The sequence below is a fragment of the Arthrobacter sp. yr096 genome (genome assembly GCF_900108925.1).
In the GTDB taxonomy this organism is placed as follows: Bacteria; Actinomycetota; Actinomycetes; order Actinomycetales; family Micrococcaceae; genus Arthrobacter.
Genome location: NZ_FNYI01000004.1, coordinates 20168 through 37977 on the forward strand (window position 1 = coordinate 20168; position 17810 = coordinate 37977).

General features: G+C 63.8%; 18 protein-coding genes. 6 read left to right on the forward strand and 12 right to left on the reverse strand.

Features of this window, described 5'->3' with window-relative positions; genetic code table 11:
* Window positions 1–2 precede the first annotated feature (2 nt).
* Together BMY91_RS10995 and BMY91_RS11000 are read left to right on the forward strand one after the other, a co-directional pair.
* Window positions 3–1457, forward strand: a complete 1455-nt coding sequence (locus BMY91_RS10995) for an amidohydrolase family protein (RefSeq protein WP_090821821.1) — start codon at window positions 3–5, stop codon at window positions 1455–1457.
* A gap of 8 nt (window positions 1458–1465) precedes the next feature.
* A complete protein-coding gene (locus BMY91_RS11000; RefSeq protein ID WP_090821823.1) occupies window positions 1466–2200 on the forward strand; it encodes a maleate cis-trans isomerase family protein in 735 nt (244 codons plus the stop codon).
* A gap of 21 nt (window positions 2201–2221) precedes the next feature.
* Here BMY91_RS11000 and BMY91_RS11005 read toward each other — a convergent pair whose 3' ends face one another.
* The 4 genes from BMY91_RS11005 to BMY91_RS11020 all read right to left on the reverse strand — a co-directional run bounded on the left by BMY91_RS11005 (window position 2222) and on the right by BMY91_RS11020 (window position 5623).
* A complete protein-coding gene (locus tag BMY91_RS11005; protein ID WP_090821825.1) occupies window positions 2222–2569 on the reverse strand; it encodes a hypothetical protein in 348 nt (115 codons plus the stop codon).
* Window positions 2570–2712: 143 nt separating this feature from the next.
* Complete coding sequence (locus BMY91_RS11010) at window positions 2713–4086, reverse strand: NAD(P)(+) transhydrogenase (Re/Si-specific) subunit beta (RefSeq protein ID WP_090821827.1); 1374 nt, start codon at window positions 4084–4086, stop codon at window positions 2713–2715.
* The gene (locus BMY91_RS11015; RefSeq protein WP_090821829.1) at window positions 4083–4415 is read right to left on the reverse strand and encodes an NAD(P) transhydrogenase subunit alpha part 2; all 333 of its coding nucleotides are present in this window, start codon (window positions 4413–4415) and stop codon (window positions 4083–4085) included. Before BMY91_RS11015 ends, BMY91_RS11010 begins: the two co-directional genes overlap by 4 nt.
* The gene (locus BMY91_RS11020; RefSeq protein ID WP_090821832.1) at window positions 4415–5623 is read right to left on the reverse strand and encodes a Re/Si-specific NAD(P)(+) transhydrogenase subunit alpha; all 1209 of its coding nucleotides are present in this window, start codon (window positions 5621–5623) and stop codon (window positions 4415–4417) included. Before BMY91_RS11020 ends, BMY91_RS11015 begins: the two co-directional genes overlap by 1 nt.
* Window positions 5624–5810: 187 nt before the next feature.
* On the opposite strand from BMY91_RS11020, the gene BMY91_RS11025 reads away from it, so the two are divergent.
* Window positions 5811–6422, forward strand: coding sequence for an NADPH-dependent FMN reductase (locus BMY91_RS11025; protein WP_090821834.1), 612 nt, complete (start codon window positions 5811–5813; stop codon window positions 6420–6422).
* Window positions 6423–6428: 6 nt separating this feature from the next.
* Here the strand turns inward: BMY91_RS11025 and BMY91_RS11030 are convergent, their stop codons facing one another.
* A complete protein-coding gene (locus BMY91_RS11030; RefSeq protein WP_090821836.1) occupies window positions 6429–7130 on the reverse strand; it encodes an HAD family hydrolase in 702 nt (233 codons plus the stop codon).
* Complete coding sequence (locus BMY91_RS11035; protein WP_254779876.1) at window positions 7120–7401, reverse strand: hypothetical protein; 282 nt, start codon at window positions 7399–7401, stop codon at window positions 7120–7122. The genes BMY91_RS11030 and BMY91_RS11035 overlap by 11 nt, the downstream gene beginning before the upstream one ends.
* A 114-nt stretch (window positions 7402–7515) precedes the next feature.
* On the opposite strand from BMY91_RS11035, the gene BMY91_RS11040 reads away from it, so the two are divergent.
* Both BMY91_RS11040 and BMY91_RS11045 read left to right on the forward strand, forming a co-directional pair.
* Window positions 7516–8157 carry an NADPH-dependent F420 reductase gene (locus BMY91_RS11040; RefSeq protein WP_090821838.1) on the forward strand — a complete coding sequence of 214 codons (642 nt, stop codon included), beginning with the start codon at window positions 7516–7518 and terminating at the stop codon, window positions 8155–8157.
* Between the two features lie 220 nt (window positions 8158–8377).
* Window positions 8378–9160 (forward strand): VOC family protein, encoded by a 783-nt coding sequence (locus tag BMY91_RS11045; protein WP_177179899.1) that lies wholly within the window; start codon window positions 8378–8380, stop codon window positions 9158–9160.
* 51 nt (window positions 9161–9211) lie between these two features.
* On the opposite strand, the gene BMY91_RS11050 is transcribed toward BMY91_RS11045, so the two are convergent.
* The gene (locus BMY91_RS11050; RefSeq protein WP_256212698.1) at window positions 9212–10198 is read right to left on the reverse strand and encodes a PaaX family transcriptional regulator; all 987 of its coding nucleotides are present in this window, start codon (window positions 10196–10198) and stop codon (window positions 9212–9214) included.
* Between the two features lie 20 nt (window positions 10199–10218).
* Between BMY91_RS11050 and BMY91_RS11055 the strand changes: the two genes are divergently transcribed.
* Window positions 10219–11022 (forward strand): VOC family protein, encoded by an 804-nt coding sequence (locus BMY91_RS11055; RefSeq protein ID WP_090821840.1) that lies wholly within the window; start codon window positions 10219–10221, stop codon window positions 11020–11022.
* Here BMY91_RS11055 and BMY91_RS11060 read toward each other — a convergent pair.
* Genes BMY91_RS11060 through BMY91_RS11080 form a run of 5 tightly spaced genes read right to left on the reverse strand, consistent with a single transcriptional unit; the run spans window position 11000 to window position 17809 of the window.
* Window positions 11000–11425 (reverse strand): acyl-CoA thioesterase, encoded by a 426-nt coding sequence (locus tag BMY91_RS11060; protein ID WP_090821842.1) that lies wholly within the window; start codon window positions 11423–11425, stop codon window positions 11000–11002. The two genes, BMY91_RS11055 and BMY91_RS11060, sit on opposite strands and share 23 nt — an antisense overlap.
* An 8-nt stretch (window positions 11426–11433) precedes the next feature.
* Window positions 11434–12792: an MFS transporter gene (locus BMY91_RS11065; protein ID WP_090821844.1), complete on the reverse strand. Its 1359-nt coding sequence runs from the start codon at window positions 12790–12792 to the stop codon at window positions 11434–11436.
* 2 nt (window positions 12793–12794) lie between these two features.
* Window positions 12795–15185 (reverse strand): bifunctional salicylyl-CoA 5-hydroxylase/oxidoreductase, encoded by a 2391-nt coding sequence (locus tag BMY91_RS11070; RefSeq protein ID WP_090821846.1) that lies wholly within the window; start codon window positions 15183–15185, stop codon window positions 12795–12797.
* 15 nt (window positions 15186–15200) lie between these two features.
* Window positions 15201–16889: an AMP-binding protein gene (locus BMY91_RS11075; protein WP_090821848.1), complete on the reverse strand. Its 1689-nt coding sequence runs from the start codon at window positions 16887–16889 to the stop codon at window positions 15201–15203.
* Between the two features lie 47 nt (window positions 16890–16936).
* Complete coding sequence (locus BMY91_RS11080) at window positions 16937–17809, reverse strand: acyl-CoA thioesterase (protein ID WP_090821850.1); 873 nt, start codon at window positions 17807–17809, stop codon at window positions 16937–16939.
* Window position 17810: the final 1 nt, after the last annotated feature.

Consider the following 17810-nt stretch of genomic DNA (forward strand, 5'->3'; position numbering starts at 1 on the left):
CGATGTCCCAACTCCCAGATCTCGTCATTGCCCACGGAACCGTGGTCAACAGCTTCGGCCGGCAGCCAGCCCACGTGGTGCTGGACGGAGGCCGGATCACCCGGATCGTCGACGCCGCTGAGGCTGTCCCCGCCGCCGTCAAAACCGTGGACGCGTCCGGCAAGCTGGTCATCCCCGGAGGCGTGGATGGCCACTGCCACGTGGCGCAGGTGACCGGCCGCTTCCGCACGCTGGATGACTACCGGACCACCTCAACAGCCGCTCTGTGGGGTGGCACCACCACCATCATCGACTTCGGAATTCCGCGCGACGCCCAGGAAACTCCGCTCGACGCTGTGCTGAACAAGAAGCGCCTGGCCACCGAGTCGCGCTGCGACGTTGCCCTGCACGGATCAGTGGTCAGCTGGGACGAGACCGTGCCGTGGCAGTTGGAGCAGCTCGCTGCAGAGGGCGTCCGTTCGGTAAAGATGTACACCACCAACCGCGGCTCCACCATGGCCGATGGGGACACCGTCCTGAAGGTCATGCGGGAAATGGTGCGTCTGGACGGCCTCACATACATCCATGCCGAGCACGATGCCATCATTACCGACTGCACCGAACAGCACGCTTCTGATGGCCGCATCGGCATTGAGCACCTGCACCGTACCCGGCCCGAACTCGCCGAGGAGGTCTCCGTCCAGGAGACCCTGGCCATGGCCGAGTACACCGGAGCGCCCGTGTACTTTGTGCATCAGTCAACGCCCGGTGCCGTGGATCTGGTGACCGAGGCCCGCGAGCGCGGACAGGAGGCCTACTCCGAGACATGCCCGCACTACCTGACCTTGGATGACACCGTCTACGGTTCTGCATTCCCGGAGTGGTACGCCTGCTGCCCGCCCATGCGCAGCCCCGAAACGGTGGCCGCGCTGAAGGAGCGCCTCGCTGCCGGAGCGATCCACACGGTCTCTTCGGACCACTCCTGCTATGACCTCTCGCAGAAACGTGAGCGCACAGACGACGTCCGGTACATGCCGCACGGGCTGCCCGGCGTGGAGACCCGCATGCCTGTGGCCTTCACGGCCTTGGTGACCGAATCCGGAGGTTCGGTGGAGGACTTTGTTGAGGTGTTCTCCGCCGGTCCCGCACGGATCAACGCGCTGCCGCGCAAGGGTGCAATCGTGGAGGGGTTCGATGCCGACCTGGTGATCTTCGATCCCGCCACACAGCGAACGGTCGACGGCGGCGCGCTGCACATGGGGACTGATTTCTCGCCTTTCGAGGGGAAGACGCTGAACGGCTGGCCTGCCGTGGTTGTCTCTGCCGGACGGGTGGTCCTCGACGACAGTGGCTTTCATGATCCCGGTGCAGTGGGGCGCTTCGTAGCCCGGAACGGTTTCATTGAGCATCGCGATGCCCTTGCCGAACCTCTGACCGCTCATGCGGCGTCTGTCACTGCCGCTTCTGCCACCGCCTAGGAGCCACCATGCCTTCAGAGAACCGCCCCACCCGCATTGGCATGATCGTGCCGTCGTCCAATACCTGCCTTGAGCCGCAGAGCTACCGGATCCTCGGCGATCGCCACGATGTCACCATCCACTCAGCGCGCATTCCTGTCACCCGCATTGCCTTGGATGATTCCTCCGACAAGCAGTTCGATTCGTCCGTCATGCGTGCCGCCGCCGAGCTGTTGGCCACGGCGAATGTGGACGTGATCGCTTGGAATGGGACCTCAGGATCGTGGCTGGGCGCTGCGCATGACCACGCAGTGGTCCGCGAGATCACCGAGGCCACGGGAATCCCGGCTACAACGTCCACGCTCGCCTACCTTGAGGCGTTCGCTGTCTTCGGCACTGAGAGGATCGGGCTGTTCACGCCCTACACCGCGGATGTGAATGAAGCCGTGATTAGCTCATACGGCCGCGAGGGAGTCAAGACTATCGACCATCGCCATCTGGATCTCAGCGACAACGAGTCCTTCGCCAGAGTCACCAACGACGAGATGCTTCCAGGTTCCCTTGAACTGGCGGCTTCGCACCCGGATGCCTTGGTCTATCTGTGCACCAATTTGTACGGCGCCAATATCACCGCCGAGGTAGAGGCACGCACGGGCGTTCCCGTGCTCGACTCCGTCGCGGTCACGCTGTGGCATGCGCTGAAGCTGGCTGGCGCTCCTTTGCTTGACCCGAAATGGGGACGGTTGCTGGCGGACCCTGTGTAAGGCCCGGGAGCCGGTGCCGCGTCAGCTTTCGTCCACCTTTTCCAGAAGCTTCCCCAAGGCATCACGAATATCGTCGTAGTCATACTGACCGGCCCTGCTCTCGGCGGAAATAACACCGCAGCGGTGGATTTTCTTGAAGTCACCAATCGGGAATTTGTAGTGGCCCTTTTGATCGTCGGGGTGTTCGTCGTCCACACCAAGAAACCACTTGGAATACTCGGCATGCCCATGCTTTTCCAGAAACGCGTTCTCATCCTTGGAGGTGGGAGCATGCTCGCTCCAGTCATCACGGGTGTCCTTGACCACCTTGCCGTCGCGGATCAGGTGCTTCGCGTGGTCGAAAGCCTTGTTGTTGAGTTTCACGGTCATGGCGCAACCTCGCTGGTGGGGCGGTTCGGCATAGGCACTTTGTGCAGCCCAGCATAGGACCATCACGGACCGCCCCGGAAGCCCCGGACAGACGTCGGCCGGACTGAAGGGGTTCACCCAGGATGTTGTTGCGCAGGCGTCAACTACAGCCCCTTGACCGCCCCCAGCACCTTGGTCAACGAGTCCTTGGCATCGCCAAACAAGAGAGTGGTCTGCGGCTCGTACAGGAGCTCATTCTCAATCCCGGCAAACCCCGGCCTCATGGAGCGTTTGAGGAACACCACCTGCCGGGCGTCGGCCACCTCCAGGATGGGCATCCCATAGATCGGTGAGCCGGAGGTTGTCTTGGCGGCAGGATTGACAACATCATTGGCTCCCACCACCAGGGCAACATCGGTGGTCTTGAACTCGGAGTTGATCTCGCTCATTTCCTTCAGCGACTCGTACGGCACATTGGCCTCGGCCAGCAGGACGTTCATGTGCCCTGGCATCCGGCCTGCCACCGGGTGGATGGCGAAGTCCACGTCAATCCCCCTCGCTTCCAGAGCCAAAGCGAGCTCTGCCGCGGTGTGCTGCCCCTGCGCGACGGCAAGGCCGTATCCCGGGACGATGATCACGCGCTGCGCATAGCCGAGGAGCACCGCCACGTCCTCTGCGCTGGACGAACGGACCGGCCGCTCGCTCACGGCCGTGGAACCCGCGGTGGATCCGCCCTTGAAGGCGCCGAACATGATGCCGGCAACGCTGCGCCCCATAGCCGCAGCCATGGCACGCGTGAGGATGGTTCCGGATGCTCCCACCAATGTTCCGGCAACCACCAGGAGGACATTCCCCAGCACCAACCCCGACGCCGCGACGGCCAACCCGGTGAACGCGTTCAGGAGCGAGATGACGATCGGTACGTCAGCGCCGCCCACCGGGAGGACCAGGAGGATGCCGGAAACCAGGCCCAACACCAGAAGCACCAAGGCCAACTCCAGCCAACCGTTCAAGATCACCATCACGCCGGCTCCCACCGCGGCCAGCAGCACCAAGGCCATCAGTGCAGGCAGTCCGGGGAACGTCACCGGGCGGGTGGTCATCAGTCCTTGGAGTTTGGCAAAAGTCACACCAGATCCGGCGAACGAGACCGCCCCCACCAGCAAAGTGAAGACGATAGCTACACGGACCCAGGCGTCCCCTGTATGCGGCAGCTCAAGCAACGCCACCAGAGCAGCGGCGCCGCCGCCCACACCGTTGAACAGGGCAACGAGTTGGGGCATCTGCGTCATGTGCACCCGACGGGCCACAGGGGCAGCCACGCCCGATCCCACCACAATCGCCCCGAGAATCCAGGGAATGTTGTCCAGTTTCACGGATACAAACACCGTCACCACCGCCAGCAGCGCACCAAATGCCCCAATGAGGTTTCCCCGCCTGGCCGTCCGTGGTGAGTTCAGGCCCTTCAAGGCCAGGATGAAACAGGCTGCCGCGGCCAGGTACAGCAGAGCCGTCCAGGTGGGATTGAGCAGCGTCATTGGCGGCGCTCCTTAGCCCCGGGTTCCACCGCATCAACGTTCGACGGCGGCCGTTGCCTTCCGCGGAACATCTCCAGCATGCGGTCTGTCACCACGAACCCGCCCACCAGGTTGGCCGTGGCCAGGACCACCGCGAACAGGGCCACCGCCAACACCCACGGATCGGCAGCCTGTCCAGCCACGATGATGGCCCCCACCAAAATGATGCCGTGGATGGCATTCGCTCCGGACATGAGCGGCGTGTGCAGGGTGCTGGAAACCTTGGAAACAACTTCGAAGCCCACAAAAACAGCCAGCACGGTGATCGTCAGCAGGCTCATGCCATCCATCAGCGCACTCCTTCAGGTCCGGGCTGGGGACGCCCGGACGGAGCAACCCCCAAGGCCGTGTCGCCAGCGAGCGCCGCGAGTGCCTCCGCTGTGGGCGCATGCCGTACTTCGCCATTGTGGGTGAGGCAGGTTCCGGCCACAACTTCGTCATCAAAGTCCGGGGACACCACGCCGTCACGGGTCATGAGGGTCAGCAAATTCGCGACGTTCTTGGCATAGAGGCGGGACGCGTCCGCCGGCATTGCCGAGGCTGGGTCTTTGATCCCCACCAACGTCACAACGCCCTGGCCGTCGCCGGTGGGGATGGGAATATCCTGCCCCGGGATGCTCCCTTCCACATTGCCGCCGGACTCGGCCGCCAGGTCCACCACCACGGAGCCCGGGCGCATGCCCTGCACCATCTCCCGGCTCACCAGGAGCGGTGCGCGCCTCCCCGGAACGGCGGCAGTGGTGATCAGGACATCAGCCTGCGCGACGTGCGGCGTCAATAGTGCCCGTTGCAGCGCGCCCCTGTCCGCGCTCAGTTCCCGTGCGTACCCGCCTGATGCTTCAGCTGTCTCCAGATCCAGCTTGATGAACGTTCCTCCCATGGACGCCACCTCGTCTGCCGAAGCGGGCCGGATGTCGTTGGCCGAAACCCGGGCACCAAGCCTCTTCGCTGTTCCGATCGCCTGCAGGCCGGCCACGCCGGCCCCCAACACCAGCACCCGGGCGGGCGGGATGGTTCCGGCCGCCGTCATGTAGAGCGGGAAGAACCTTGGCAGCCGCATGGCAGCTTCCAGAACGCACCGGTAGCCGGCCACCAACGCTTGGGAGGTCAGGGCGTCCATGGATTGGGCGCGCGATATCCGTGGGACAAGTTCCAGTGCAAAGGATGTGATCCCGCCGGCGGCGAGTGCCCGCACGGTGGGCAACTCCGACGACGGCGACCCCAGGCCCACGGTGACCGAACCCGGGCGGAGAGCCCCCGCCGTCGACGGTTCCATGGGGCGCACGTGGCAGTAGACATCCAGCATGCCGAGGTCCAAGGACTGAACCAGTGAGGCTCCGGCCTGCCGGTAATCATCGTCGCTGTGGCCGGCGGCCAGCCCGGCGCCGGACTCGACCTCCACCGTCAGTCCCAAACCGGTCAATTGCTTGACCGTTTCCGGCGTCGCGGCCACACGTCGCTCACCGTCGAGCGCCTCGCGCGCTATGCCTGCTTTCACCCGCCACCCCTCTTCCGGAACTCCCCAGAAACCAGTTGGCATGAGTCTATGACCGCGGGGGTCCGGGCGGGAGTAGGGGGCTGCGCTATGTGTACAAGTCCATTAGGGTCGATGGGAGCTGGGGGCAACCAGCCACCACACCGTCGACGAGCCGGTTCCGGCCGTGCCGTCGGGAAGGAACGCCGCTATGGACACGTTCAAAATCGGCTATTTCGTTGGAAGCCTCTCAAGTACTTCCATCAACCGGGTCCTCTCCAAGGCGCTGATCAGCGTCGCGCCGCCAGAGCTGGAGTTCCATGAGATCGCCATCAAGGATCTCCCTCTCTACAGCTCGGACTACGACGCAGATTTCCCACCGGCCGGCCGGGAACTGAAGGACGCCATCGCGGCATCGGATGGAATCCTGTTTGTCTCCCCCGAATACAACCGTTCCATCCCCGGCGCCCTGAAGAACGCCATCGACTGGGGTTCACGACCCTGGGGCACCAATTCCTTCGCCCGCAAGCCCACAGGAATCATCGGCGCATCGCCGGGTGGTATTGGAACGGCCGTGATGCAGTCGTCCATGCGGAGCGTGCTGAGCTTCCTCGACGCGCCCCAGTTGAACGCGCCTGAGGCGTATATCCGCTTCGTGGCGGACGCGTACGACGACGACGGTTCAGTTAAGGACCAAGGTACAGCCGGGCTGTTGCGGCACTACATGGAGGAATACAGCGCGTTCGTGCAGCGCGTCCTTGCCGCCAACGCACCAGGCCACATTGGCGACCAGGAGCCCGATGCAGAGAAGCTGAACCGCTAGTCGAAATCAGGGGTTCAGCGTTCCCGCCGCCAGCTTTCCAATAATGCTGGATTCCAGGTGCTCCAACAGGTGCCGCGGATTGTCATAAACTTCCGCGGCACCAGCCTCGCGCAGCTCAGCCTCGCTGATTCCACCGCAGGTCAGGGCAACGACGGGAACACCGATCGCCGCACCGGCTTTCACGTCCCAGACGGCATCGCCAACAAAAACGACATCCTCCGGGTTGAGCCCGAGCTTCTCCAGGCAGGCCTCCAGGATGTCCGGTGCGGGCTTGCTTTCGTCAGCATCGTTCGAGCTCGTCCACGCGTCGATGGACGAACCGGCGTCCAGGATGTGGCGGCTCACCTCCAGGTCGCGATCCTGCGCCGATGACGCCAGCCCCACGGCCAGCCCGGCGTCGGAGCACGCAGCCAAGAGGTCGCGGGCCGAGTCGAAAGCCCGCAGCGTGGGCCAGAAAGTTGAGAACACGGCGCCGTGGGCTGATTTCAGGTCTTCCTGCATGTCCCGGGGGCAATCAGGTATCAGGCTCTGGATGAGCTTGTCGCCTCCCATGCCTACGCGTCGGTGGATGGCGGACATCTCGATGTCCAGCCCTTCGCGCCGGAAGGCCTGCCACCACGCCAAGGCGTGGAAGTAACTGGAATCAATGAGCGTCCCGTCCACATCGAACAGGACTCCGCGCTTCTTCTGTGCTGCATCAGCTTCCATGGCCTACCACCTTTGCTTGAGACCGTACACCCTGCGGCGCAGGCGCAGGGTCGTTGACAGGTTCCTCCATCACCAGGAGCGCATACCGTTCGGCGGATCCCGTGCGGAGCAGCCCTGTTCCCGCAACATCCCGCATGGCCGCTACTCCCTCTATGGCTTCGTCCAAGGAGGCGTAGCGTTTAGAGAGACCCATCAATGCGTCCCCGCTATCCAACACCAGGATGCGAAATCCTCCGTCGGGGGTTTCCACCAGTTCCAAATGACCGGCCACTCCAACCTCCTCGCCTCGATGACACACCATATAGTAAGACTACTTAGTATAGGCCCGTTCGAAATATTGCGTAACGCGGGAAATAGGCGTCTGCAACTTGTTGTTGGCATGGGCATGACAACAATCGGAATCATCGGTGCAGGACACATTGGCAGCCAGGTCGCACGAAAGGCCGTCGAACTAGGCTACGACGTCGTCATCAGCAACTCGCGGGGCCCCGAAACCCTCAGCGGGCTGGTCGCAGAACTTGGGCCGCGTGCCCGGGCCGCCACGGCGGCTGAGGCAGCAGCGGCGGGCGATTTCGCCGTCGTGACCGTTCCTTTGAAGAACTACCAGAGCATCCCCACGGAGCCGCTCGAAGGCAAGATCGTCATCGACACCAACAACTACTATTGGGAGCGCGACGGCCGCATCCCGGAACTGGATAACGGCGAGGCAACCACATCCGGGCTCCTCCAGAAGCATCTGCCCACCTCCAAGGTGGCCAAGGGCTTCAACCACATCTTCGCCAAGGACATCACCACCGACGGCGCGCCCGCCGGCACCCCCAACCGCCGCGCACTGGCCACGTCAAGCGACTTCCCTGAAGCCGCGGACCTGGTGACCAGGCTGTATGACGAGTTCGGCTTTGACACCGTCAACATCGGCCCGCTCGAGGACAGCTGGCGCGTGGAGCGCGACCGCCCCGCCTACGTCATCCGCCAGAACGCCGACGAATTGCGGGACAACCTCGCCAAAGCGCCACGCACCGTCTAAACAACAACGCACGACGGCGGGCAAGCGCCTTACGCCTTGCCCGCCGTCCTTTTTTTGGGGGTGCTTTTCGCATAGCGGGACACCTCGAATTTCTGGTGCAAAACCGTGTCACGAATCCGGTCCAGCGCGCACTGTATGGATGGCTGCCTTCTCAGATGCCCGGCGCATAGGGCATCCGGGGAGGCAGCTGCCCCTTAGAGCCCTGAACCCGAGGAGTCCCGTGTCCACCAAAATCTCAAACTGGCCCGCAGCAACACCCATCTGGGTGGACCTCGGCATCGATGATCTCCAAGCGGCGAAGGCCTTCTACTCGGATCTCTTCGGCTGGGACTACGTCTCCGGCGGCCAGGACTCCGGGGATTACCTGCTGGCGCACGTCGATGGGCGTGCCGTGGCTGGGCTCGGCCCCAAGCAGGACCCTGCCATGCCCACCGTATGGACCACATTCCTGGCATCGGACGACGTCGACACCACGGCCAAGAAGGTGGTTGCGGCCGGCGGGCAGCTAATTGCCTCCCCGTTCGACGTCATGGACTCCGGCCGCATGGCTTTGGCCATGGATACAGTCGGTGCAGTCTTCGGAGTATGGCAGGCCGGCAATCACATTGGCGCGGAGCGCGTCAATGAGCACGGCGCGCTGTGTTGGAATGAGCTCCACACCCGCGACTACACAGGGGCGCGCTCCTTTTACGCCCAGGCCTTCGATGTCAGCTACCAGGACGTCGCTGAGGAAGGCCTGGTCTACTCCACCATCAGAAGGCCACTGGACGGACGCGAAGTTGGCGGAATCCACCACGATACGGAGCTTTCCGAGGACGTGCCCAACCACTGGATGACGTGGTTCGCCAGCGACTACGTGGAGGGTACTGCCACCCGCGCCGTGGAACTTGGAGCCACGCTCCTGGGGCCCGTTGCCGACAGCCCGCTGGGACGCATGGCAGTTGTCCGGGCGCCGCAGGGTGAAGTCTTCGGCATCATCGACGCACCCCGCACCAGCGAGTAGCCGGGGGCGCCGCACCAGCGAATAGCCGGGGGCACTGACTGCCGGGAAAAGTCAGGCTGCCGCCGGATCCAGGGCCTCGGCGATGACCTCGTGGGCGTGGGCGGCGGCAAGGGGCGACGCCAAGCGATGAACTGCCTGGAAAGTCCTGCGCACCGCTGGACCATGCCAATCCGGCGGGAGGTAATCGGTGGGCAAGTTCGGGTCCCGGTAAGGGAACCGTCGCCACATGGTGAGCATCGGAATGTAGTAGCGGAAAGCGTCACGCCGCAGCTCTTCAGTGGACTCGGCAAGGGCAACGTCAGGATCGTCACCAACCCGCTCCGTCCACTGCTGCCCGGCCCCGCTGTACAGCTCGAGGAACTCGGTGAACTGCTCATCGAGTTCCTTGAGGTCCCACCATTCGGAAATCTTGGGGCGCATGGGTCCGTCGAAAACGTAGTCACTGCGGAACAGGTCCACGAACTCGATCAATCCACTCGCTGTGAGGCGCTCCCGGGCCTGGTCCAGCTTGTGAGCGGGCGCGATCCAGACGCCGTTGGCAACAGAGCCAAACCCCAGTCCGGACAGCTCGGAACGCAACTGGTGCCTGCGATTACGCAGGGATTCCGGCACGGAAAACACGGCCAGCACCCATGTATCCACCGGCGCAGGCTGTTCGGGCGCAAAAATCCGCCGGTCGCCTTCGCGGAATACATCGCTGACGGACTCCGAAATTTTGTACTTGGCGATCCCGCCCTCGCGGACACTCTTCAGCACACCCTTGGCCTTGAGCCTGGACACTGAGGACCTCACGCCAGGGGCGTCGTAACCGAGCGAACCCAGCATGGAGATCAGCGCAGAAACCGGCAAAGCATCGCCCGCGTTCCGGCCGTAGAGGCCGAAGATCGTGACGAGCAGCTGCTGGTGGCGCACCGGGGGTGCCGGGACGGCGAACATCGAAAGGATCCTCATTTCCGCGCCGCACAGCAGGCGCCAGTCCAGTTCATCATAGGTGCGGGATCCGGGGAGGCAGGCGTAGGCTGAGCGGCGTCCCGGCACTTATTCCTGGAGGTCCCGCCATGACCGATGCGCCAGCCTACCCTGTGGGAGCACCCTGCTGGGTGGAGTCACTTCAGCCTGACGTGAGAAAGGCCGAAGTCTTTTACGGTTCATTGTTCGGGTGGACGTTCGAGGATGCATCACCGGAGGGCTCCCGCGTTGCGCGGCTCGAGGGACGACGCGTAGCCGGTGTTGGGCAAGCGCCTGCAATGCTCGATCGCGGCGTGTGGGCCACGTACTTCCTCGTGGCGGACCTCGACCATTCAGCGGCTCTTATCGGCGAGGCCGGCGGAAGCATACTGGCCGGGCCTTTGGACACCGGCACTGAGAACGGGGGCAAAGGTGAGCGCACGGCGCTGTTTGCCGATCCCAGTGGCGCGCCGTTTGGAGTGCGTGAAGGCAGCGCCCCCACCGTCGCTGAAATCGTCGATGCGCCCGGCGCTTGGCAGATGAGTGCCCTGCACACGCCCGACATGGCCGGTGCGGAGACGTTCTACGGAACGGTTTTCGGTTGGCGGCTTGACATGGAGCCCGGCACGGACGTGGGACTGTGGCGCTTGGCTGGCAGCACCCGGCGGGCCACCCACCCAACCTTGCCGGATGACGTTGTCGCCGTAGCGACACTGGCTGTCCCCGGGACAGGAGTGCCACCCCACTGGGCAGTCAACGTTCAGGTGTCCGATGCCGATGCTGTTTCCCATCGGGTCATCGAGCTCGGCGGTTCTCTGCTGATGCCGCCAACGGACGCCCCTGGCTTCCGGAACGCAGTTCTGGCAGATCCGGCCGGCGGAGTACTCGCCATCAGCCAGCTCGTAGAGGCGTAGGCCCAGCCTGCCCACCTGTGATCGCGCGGACCAGATGCTCCGGCCAGGGCTGCGCCGAGGTAGTGCCGTGGGGGACGTGCACCGTGGTGACCGTCCCGTAGGCGGCCACCGCACCGGCGTCGGACATCACCTCAAAGGCGAGCGTCAGCGAGGTCCGGCCAAGCGCGTGGATCTTCACCATGGCGGTGATGCGCTGGCCGAACCACAGTTTGGCCTTGTAATTGATGACTTGCTGGACGCGGGGAGCGCTGGGGAAATAGTCCGGCAACTCCAGCTTCCGGAACAGCTCGGCTTCCGCAGCCTCCACCCAGCGCAGGATGGCCGAATTGTGCTGGTGTCCGGAGGCGTCCGTGTCCACCCATTCAACGGTGCGCTCAACGCACGCCTCCGGAAACCTACCCACGATTCTCCTTAGCGGGCACTGACGGCGGCGTCATCCGGATCAGCGCTGGATGCCAGGAGCGGCACCTCGGGCTGCGGCTTCGGAATCATCGCCACTGCACCGGCTGCAAGTACTGCGATACCTGCAAAGATGGCGAAGTTGGCCTCGAAAGGCAGCTTGGAACCCGCAATCCAGCCACCGATCAACGGACCGGAAATGGCACCCAGCCGGGCGAAGCTCAATGCCCAACCTGTTGCCGTACCGCGGACCTTGGCCGGGTAGTAGTCGGCAATGTAACCGGTGAGGACCAGCGATGTGGAGATGGATCCGACGCCGGCGAACGCTACGAACAGCAGGTTCACCACCATGGTGTTGGGGAAGACCAGCAGCATGATGCCCAGGCCGCCCAGAATGTAGAAGACCACCAGGATGAGTTTCTTGCCGTACTTGTCAGCGGCGCGGCCCAGGAGAAGGCCACCGATGGCGGACGCGAGGCTGAAGACCAGGAGGAACGTCAGGGACGAGCCGAGGTCGTAGCCGGCCTTCTTCATGATGCTCGGCAGCCAGGTGTTCAGGCCATAGACCAGCACCAGGCCACAGAAGAGCGAGATCCAGAAGAACACGGTGGACCGCAGGTACTTGCGCGAGAACATGGTGGTGATGGTCTTCCACCAGGGATCGGCCACCTGCGCACCCGAAGGGGCAACCGGGACCACGGGCCGGTAGTCCACAATCTGCAGTTTGGCAGCCAAAGCCTTCGCCTCAGGCTTGCGCCCCTTGGACTCCAGGTATTCGAGGGACTCCGGGAGGAACTTCCAGATGATGGGGAGCAGGACCACCGGTGCGGCACCGATGGCGATCACAGCGCGCCATCCACCGACTGGCAGGACAAACAGTGCGGCCAGCGCGGCTGCCACGATGCCCAGCGAGTAGCCGGAGTACATCAGGCCGTAGTTGTAGGAGCGCTTGTTCGGGGCCGAGTACTCAATGGTCAGGGCTGCGGCCACGGGGATGACACCGCCCATGCCCAAGCCGCCAATGAGGCGGAACAGGCCGAACAGTTCGGGCGTCGGAGCCCAGGCGGCGCCCGCTTGGGTGAGGGTGAAGATGACCATGGAAGCCAGGAGCATCTTCTTGCGCCCCACGAGGTCGCTCAGCGTGCCAATGAAAAGGGCTCCGATAAGCATGCCGATCAGGGCATATGATCCCAGTCCGCCCAAAGCCAGCGGGCTGAGGTTCCATTCCTTATACTCGGCCAAGGCCGGGAGGACGGCTCCGAGAACGCCAACGTCATAACCTTCGGCGAGGATCGCAAGCCAGCAGCAGAACAACACCAGGCCGGTGGTCTTCTTGGGCACGTTCCAGTTATTGACTGGTGCGGTGGCCATGGCTACTTCACCAAAACCGATGCAGCGGCGGACTCGGGAGTCCAGCGAAGGTGGGTGTTGACCTCTTCAATGTCCGCTTCCTTCAGCAAGGACAGACGGGGACGAACGGCGTCCGTGCGTGAGCTCGGAGGTTTCCGGCGGCCGGCACGGAACTGTGGAATCCACTGGGCGCCCGGCCCCTGGTATTCCTGTTCGGCCGCTGCGTGCAGGGTCCACTGGGGATCATAAAGGTGCGTGCGCCCCAGTGCGATGAGGTCGGCACGGCCCGCGAGGAGGATGGAGTTCACGTCGTCGTAGCTGGAGATGGCGCCGACGGCGATGACAGCCACGCCTGCCGGTGCGGCAACTTCCTGACGGATGCGGTCGGCGAACGGCGTCTGGTAGCTGCGGCCGAAAGCGGGCTTCTCTTCCTTGGCCACCTGTCCGGTGGAAACATCCAAGCCGGCAGCACCGTGCTCAACAAAGGCCGCGGCGATGGCCACAGAATCGTCGGAGGTGTTGCCGCCCTCGATCCAGTCGGTGGCGGAGATGCGCACGGTTACAGGCTTGTCCGCAGGCCAGGCCGCGCGAACGGCGTCGAACACTTCCAACGGGAACCGCAGCCGGTTCTCCAAGCTGCCACCGTATTCGTCGGTCCGCTTGTTGGACACCGGCGAAAGGAAGGAGGAGAGCAGGTAGCCGTGGGCGGCGTGGATCTCCAGGAGATCGAAGCCTGCCTCCTCGGCACGGACCGTTGACGCGACGAACTCCGCCTTGATGGCGTCCATGCCCGCGCGGTCAAGCTCCACGGGGGTCTGGTTCTCAGCGCTGTACGGCAGTGCGGAAGGACCGACGGCGGTCCAGTTGCCGGACTCGAGCGGCTGGTCGATGCCTTCCCACATGAGCTTGGTGGAGCCCTTGCGGCCTGAGTGGCCCAGTTGGGCACCGATCTTGGCGGTGGAACGGCTGTGGACGAAGTCCACGATTTCCTTCCAGCTGTCCCGCTGCTCATCCGTGTACAGGCCACTGCAGCCAGGAGTAATACGTCCGGATTCGGAGACGCAGACCATTTCGGTCATCACCAGGCCGGCGCCGCCGAGGGCCTTGGAGCCGAGGTGGACCTTGTGGAAGTCGCCCGGAACACCGTCAGTTGCCGAGTACATGTCCATCGGGGAGACCACAATGCGGTTCTTCAGCTCCAGCCCACCAATGCGGAAGGGCTGGAACATTGCCGGTGCCACCTCGCTGAGGCCCTGGGATTCAGCAAAGTCGCGGTCCACGGCATCGGCGAACTCAGGATCGCGGAGGCGCAGGTTTTCCTGGGTGATGCGGCGGCTGCGGGTGAGCAGGTTGAACGCGAACTGCGTAGGGTCCTGGTCCTTGTACTGACCGATGCGCTCGAACCACTCCAGCGATGCCTGCGCGGCGCGCTGGGTGGACGCGACCACGGGACGCCGCTCGGCCTCGTAGGCAGCCAGTGCCGACTCAACATCAGCGTGCTCGTGCAGGCACGCAGCCAAGGCAAGCGAGTCTTCCATGGCGAGCTTGGTGCCGGACCCTATGGAGAAGTGTGCCGTGTGGGCAGCGTCGCCCAGCAACACCACGTTGTTGTGGCGCCAGTTCTCATTGCGGACGGTGGTGAAGTTGATCCACTTCGAGTTGTTGGTGAGGACCTCATAGCCGTTCAGCTCTTCTGCGAAGATCTCACGGATCTTGGCGATGGCCTTCTCATCCGAAACGCCCGGAGGGAAGACCTCGTTGGCGGTCTCGTCGAATCCTGCCGCGTGCCACACGTCCTGGTGCATTTCCACGATGAACGTGGAACCCTCGTCCGAGTACGGGTAACCGTGGATCTGCATGACGCCCCACTCGGTTTCCTTCACGAAGAACTTGAAGGCCTCAAACACCTGGTCCGTGCCGAGCCACATGAACTTGTTGGTGCGCGGATCAAGGTCCGGTTTGAAGGAATCGGCGTACTTGGCCCGGATCTGCGAGTTGATGCCGTCAGCTGCCAGCACAAGATCGTAGTTGGCTTCGAGTTCCTCGATGGCCGGGGCGAGGGTACTGAACCGCACGTCCACGTTGAGTTCGATGCAGCGGCGCTGCAGCAACTCCAGCAGTTCCTTGCGGCTCATGGCGGCAAAGCCCTGGCCGCCTACCGTGATCATCTGGTCGCGGAAGTGGATGTCGATATCAGACCAGCGGGCAAAGCGGCGGCTCATGTACTCGGCCACCACGGGATCGGCGTTGCCGATGCCGCCCAGTGTCTCATCGGAAAACACGACGCCGAAGCCAAAGGTGTCGCTGGCAGCGTTGCGTTCCCAGAGCGTGATGTCGTGCGACGGGTCCAACTGCTTCATCAGTGCTGCGAAGTACAGGCCGCCGGGGCCGCCTCCAACGATTGCGATTTTCATGGGTGTTGCTCCTTCTCAGGCCTGGCTCTGGCCGGCGGGGGTAAGTTGTTCGGTGTCGCTCGCGGTTTTGTCCTGCGTGAGGACCCTGTCGCGGAGCTTGAAGTGCTGGAGTTTGCCGCTGGGATTCCGGGGCAGTTCAGTGACGAAGCGGACGTCCCGGGGGTACTTGTACGGGGCAATGGTCTGCTTCACGAAGTCCTGGATTTCCTTGCGTTTCCCGGCGTCGCCAGTGACGCCTTCGCGCAGGACGATGAACGCGCAGACGATGCTGCCGCGCTCCTCATCCGGGATCCCGATGACCGCGTTTTCCACGACGTCCGGGTGCTGATCGATGGCCGTTTCAACCTCAGGCGCACCGATGTTGTAGCCGGAGGAGACGATCATGTTGTCCGAGCGGGCCTGGTAGGTGAAGTACCCGTCGGCGTCCATGGAGAACGTATCGCCGGTGACATTCCAGCCACGGACCACGTAGTTGGCTTGCCGGGGATCGTCCAGGTAGCGGCAGCCCGTGGGGCCGATCACGGCCAAGCGACCGATGCTGTTCGGGCCGAGTTCGTTGCCGTCGTCGTCCAGGATGGTGGCCCGGAATCCCGGCACCGCGCGGCCGGTTGTTCCGGGGCGGATATCGTCCCCCGCTGCAGAAATGAAGACGTGCAGCATCTCCGTGGCGCCAATCCCGTTGACCAACCGCAAACCCGTTGCCTCATGCACGGCTTCCCAGGTTTCCTTGGAAAGGTGTTCACCCGCAGAGACGGCCATGCGCAGGCCGCGGAGGAGGTCACCGCGCTTTTCCTTGAGGATGGCCCGGTAGGCCGTGGGGGCCGTGAAGAGGATGGTGGCTCCGGCGGCTGACGCGTGCTCAGCCAGCTCTACGGGGCCCGCCTTTTCGGTCAGGAGCGAGGACGCGCCGAACCTTAGCGGGAAGACCACCAGTCCCCCAAGCCCAAACGTGAAGGCAAGCGGCGGCGAACCGGCAAAGACGTCGTCGGCTGTTGGCTGCAGGATGTACCGGGCGAACGTGTCGGCGTTGGCAAGGATGTCCCGGTGGAAATGCATGGTCACCTTGGGTACGCCGGTGGTGCCCGACGTCGGACCCAGCAGGGCAACGTCGTCTGCGGCCGTGTCCACAGCCGTGAACTTGCCGCTCTTGTGCCCGCAGCGCGAGGCGAGGTCGCCGTCGTCGTCGAATCCGTTGCCTGCTCCGTACGTCAGCACGGTGACGTCATCCCCCGCGGCAATCGCGAGTTCGTCCACGAACCTGTGGTCAGAGATGGCCACTGCCGGCTTGGTGAGCTGGATCAGGGTGGCCACCTCGCTGGATCGCAGCATAGGCATGGTGGTGACCACTACGGCACCGGCCTTCAATACGCCGAGCCAGGCCGCGACAATCCACGGGTTGTTGGGGCCACGCAGCAGCACTCGGTTGCCGGGGACAACCCCGAGGTCTTCGGTGAGGACCTGTGCCACCTGATTTGAGCGCGTTTGGAGCTGACCGTAGGTCCAGACGGTGCCATCAGGGGTCCACAATGCGGGACGGTCTGCGCCGAACTGTTCGACAGCGTCGTCGATCAGCACTGCGGCAGCGTTGAGCCGCTCGGGGTAATGGAGTTCGGGAAGGGTGAATTCAAGCGCAGGCCAGGTATCGGCGGGCGGCAGGTGGTGGCGGGTGAACGTGTCCACGTGGGCCGATGGCGTCATGCTCATGGCCGTTCCTTTCAGTGGTGCGTCGTTGAAGCTGATGAATGGTGGTTTCAGGAGCCGGCGCGGATCATGCCCTCTTGGGCGACCGTAGCGAGCAGCCTGCCTTGGCGATCGAAGAAGCGGCCCATGGCGAGGCCCCTGTTACTTTGACCGGAAATGGCGTCCTGGGCGTAGAGCACCCAGTCGTCCGCGCGACCGTCCCGGTGGAACCACATGGAGTGGTCCAAGCTGGCGGTGGCGAGTCCGGGGCTGGACCAGTTGAGTCCGTTGACGCGGAGGAGCGGCTCCAGGATGGTGTAGTCGCAAACGTAGGCAAGGGCGGTGCGGTGAAGGTTGGCGTCATCGGGCAGGGCGTCGAAGGCCTTGACCCAGATGGCCTGCTGCGGCACCGCGCCACCTTCGAGTTCGATATATACCGGACCAGGAATATGGCGCATGTCGAAGCTACGGCCCGCGGACCAGTAGTCCGCTGCTTTGCCGTCCACGCCGTCCAGCGCTTCCGCCGCGGTCCGCAGCGAGTCAGGCTCGACGGCGGCAGGAGACTCAGGTTGGAAGTCCGGGCCGTCTTCGGGGACCTGAAAGGAACCCATCGCGGCATAGACAGGCTTGCCGTTCTGGAAGCCCCGGACGGTGCGGGTGGAGTAACCGCGACCGTCCCGCAGGCGCTCCACTTCGTAGCGGACACTGGAACCGATATCCACGGGGCGCATGAAGTAGCTATGCATCGAGTGCAGACTCCTGTCAGCATCAACGGACCGCATCATTGCGGCCGCAGCCTGTGCCACCATGTCCCCACCATAGGCTTTTGGCCACGGCACGTACTGGGTGGTTGCTTCATAGGCTTCGTCGAAGACCTCTGCCGTTGTGGGCGTGAGTTCAACTGCCTTGAGGAACGTCTCGGACGTCAGGGTTCCAGTGATCATG

Coding starts and splice junctions, on each gene's coding strand:
- BMY91_RS11005 (WP_090821825.1), bottom strand. CDS start 2,569: ATGACCGTGAAACTCAACAACAAGGCTTTCGACCACGCGAAGCACCTG.
- BMY91_RS11075 (WP_090821848.1), bottom strand. CDS start 16,889: ATGAGCATGACGCCATCGGCCCACGTGGACACGTTCACCCGCCACCAC.
- BMY91_RS11065 (WP_090821844.1), bottom strand. CDS start 12,792: ATGGCCACCGCACCAGTCAATAACTGGAACGTGCCCAAGAAGACCACC.
- BMY91_RS11000 (WP_090821823.1), top strand. CDS start 1,466: ATGCCTTCAGAGAACCGCCCCACCCGCATTGGCATGATCGTGCCGTCG.
- BMY91_RS11070 (WP_090821846.1), bottom strand. CDS start 15,185: ATGAAAATCGCAATCGTTGGAGGCGGCCCCGGCGGCCTGTACTTCGCA.
- BMY91_RS10995 (WP_090821821.1), top strand. CDS start 3: ATGTCCCAACTCCCAGATCTCGTCATTGCCCACGGAACCGTGGTCAAC.
- BMY91_RS11015 (WP_090821829.1), bottom strand. CDS start 4,415: ATGGATGGCATGAGCCTGCTGACGATCACCGTGCTGGCTGTTTTTGTG.
- BMY91_RS11055 (WP_090821840.1), top strand. CDS start 10,219: ATGACCGATGCGCCAGCCTACCCTGTGGGAGCACCCTGCTGGGTGGAG.
- BMY91_RS11030 (WP_090821836.1), bottom strand. CDS start 7,130: ATGGAAGCTGATGCAGCACAGAAGAAGCGCGGAGTCCTGTTCGATGTG.
- BMY91_RS11010 (WP_090821827.1), bottom strand. CDS start 4,086: ATGACGCTGCTCAATCCCACCTGGACGGCTCTGCTGTACCTGGCCGCG.
- BMY91_RS11025 (WP_090821834.1), top strand. CDS start 5,811: ATGGACACGTTCAAAATCGGCTATTTCGTTGGAAGCCTCTCAAGTACT.
- BMY91_RS11080 (WP_090821850.1), bottom strand. CDS start 17,809: ATGATCACTGGAACCCTGACGTCCGAGACGTTCCTCAAGGCAGTTGAA.
- BMY91_RS11040 (WP_090821838.1), top strand. CDS start 7,516: ATGACAACAATCGGAATCATCGGTGCAGGACACATTGGCAGCCAGGTC.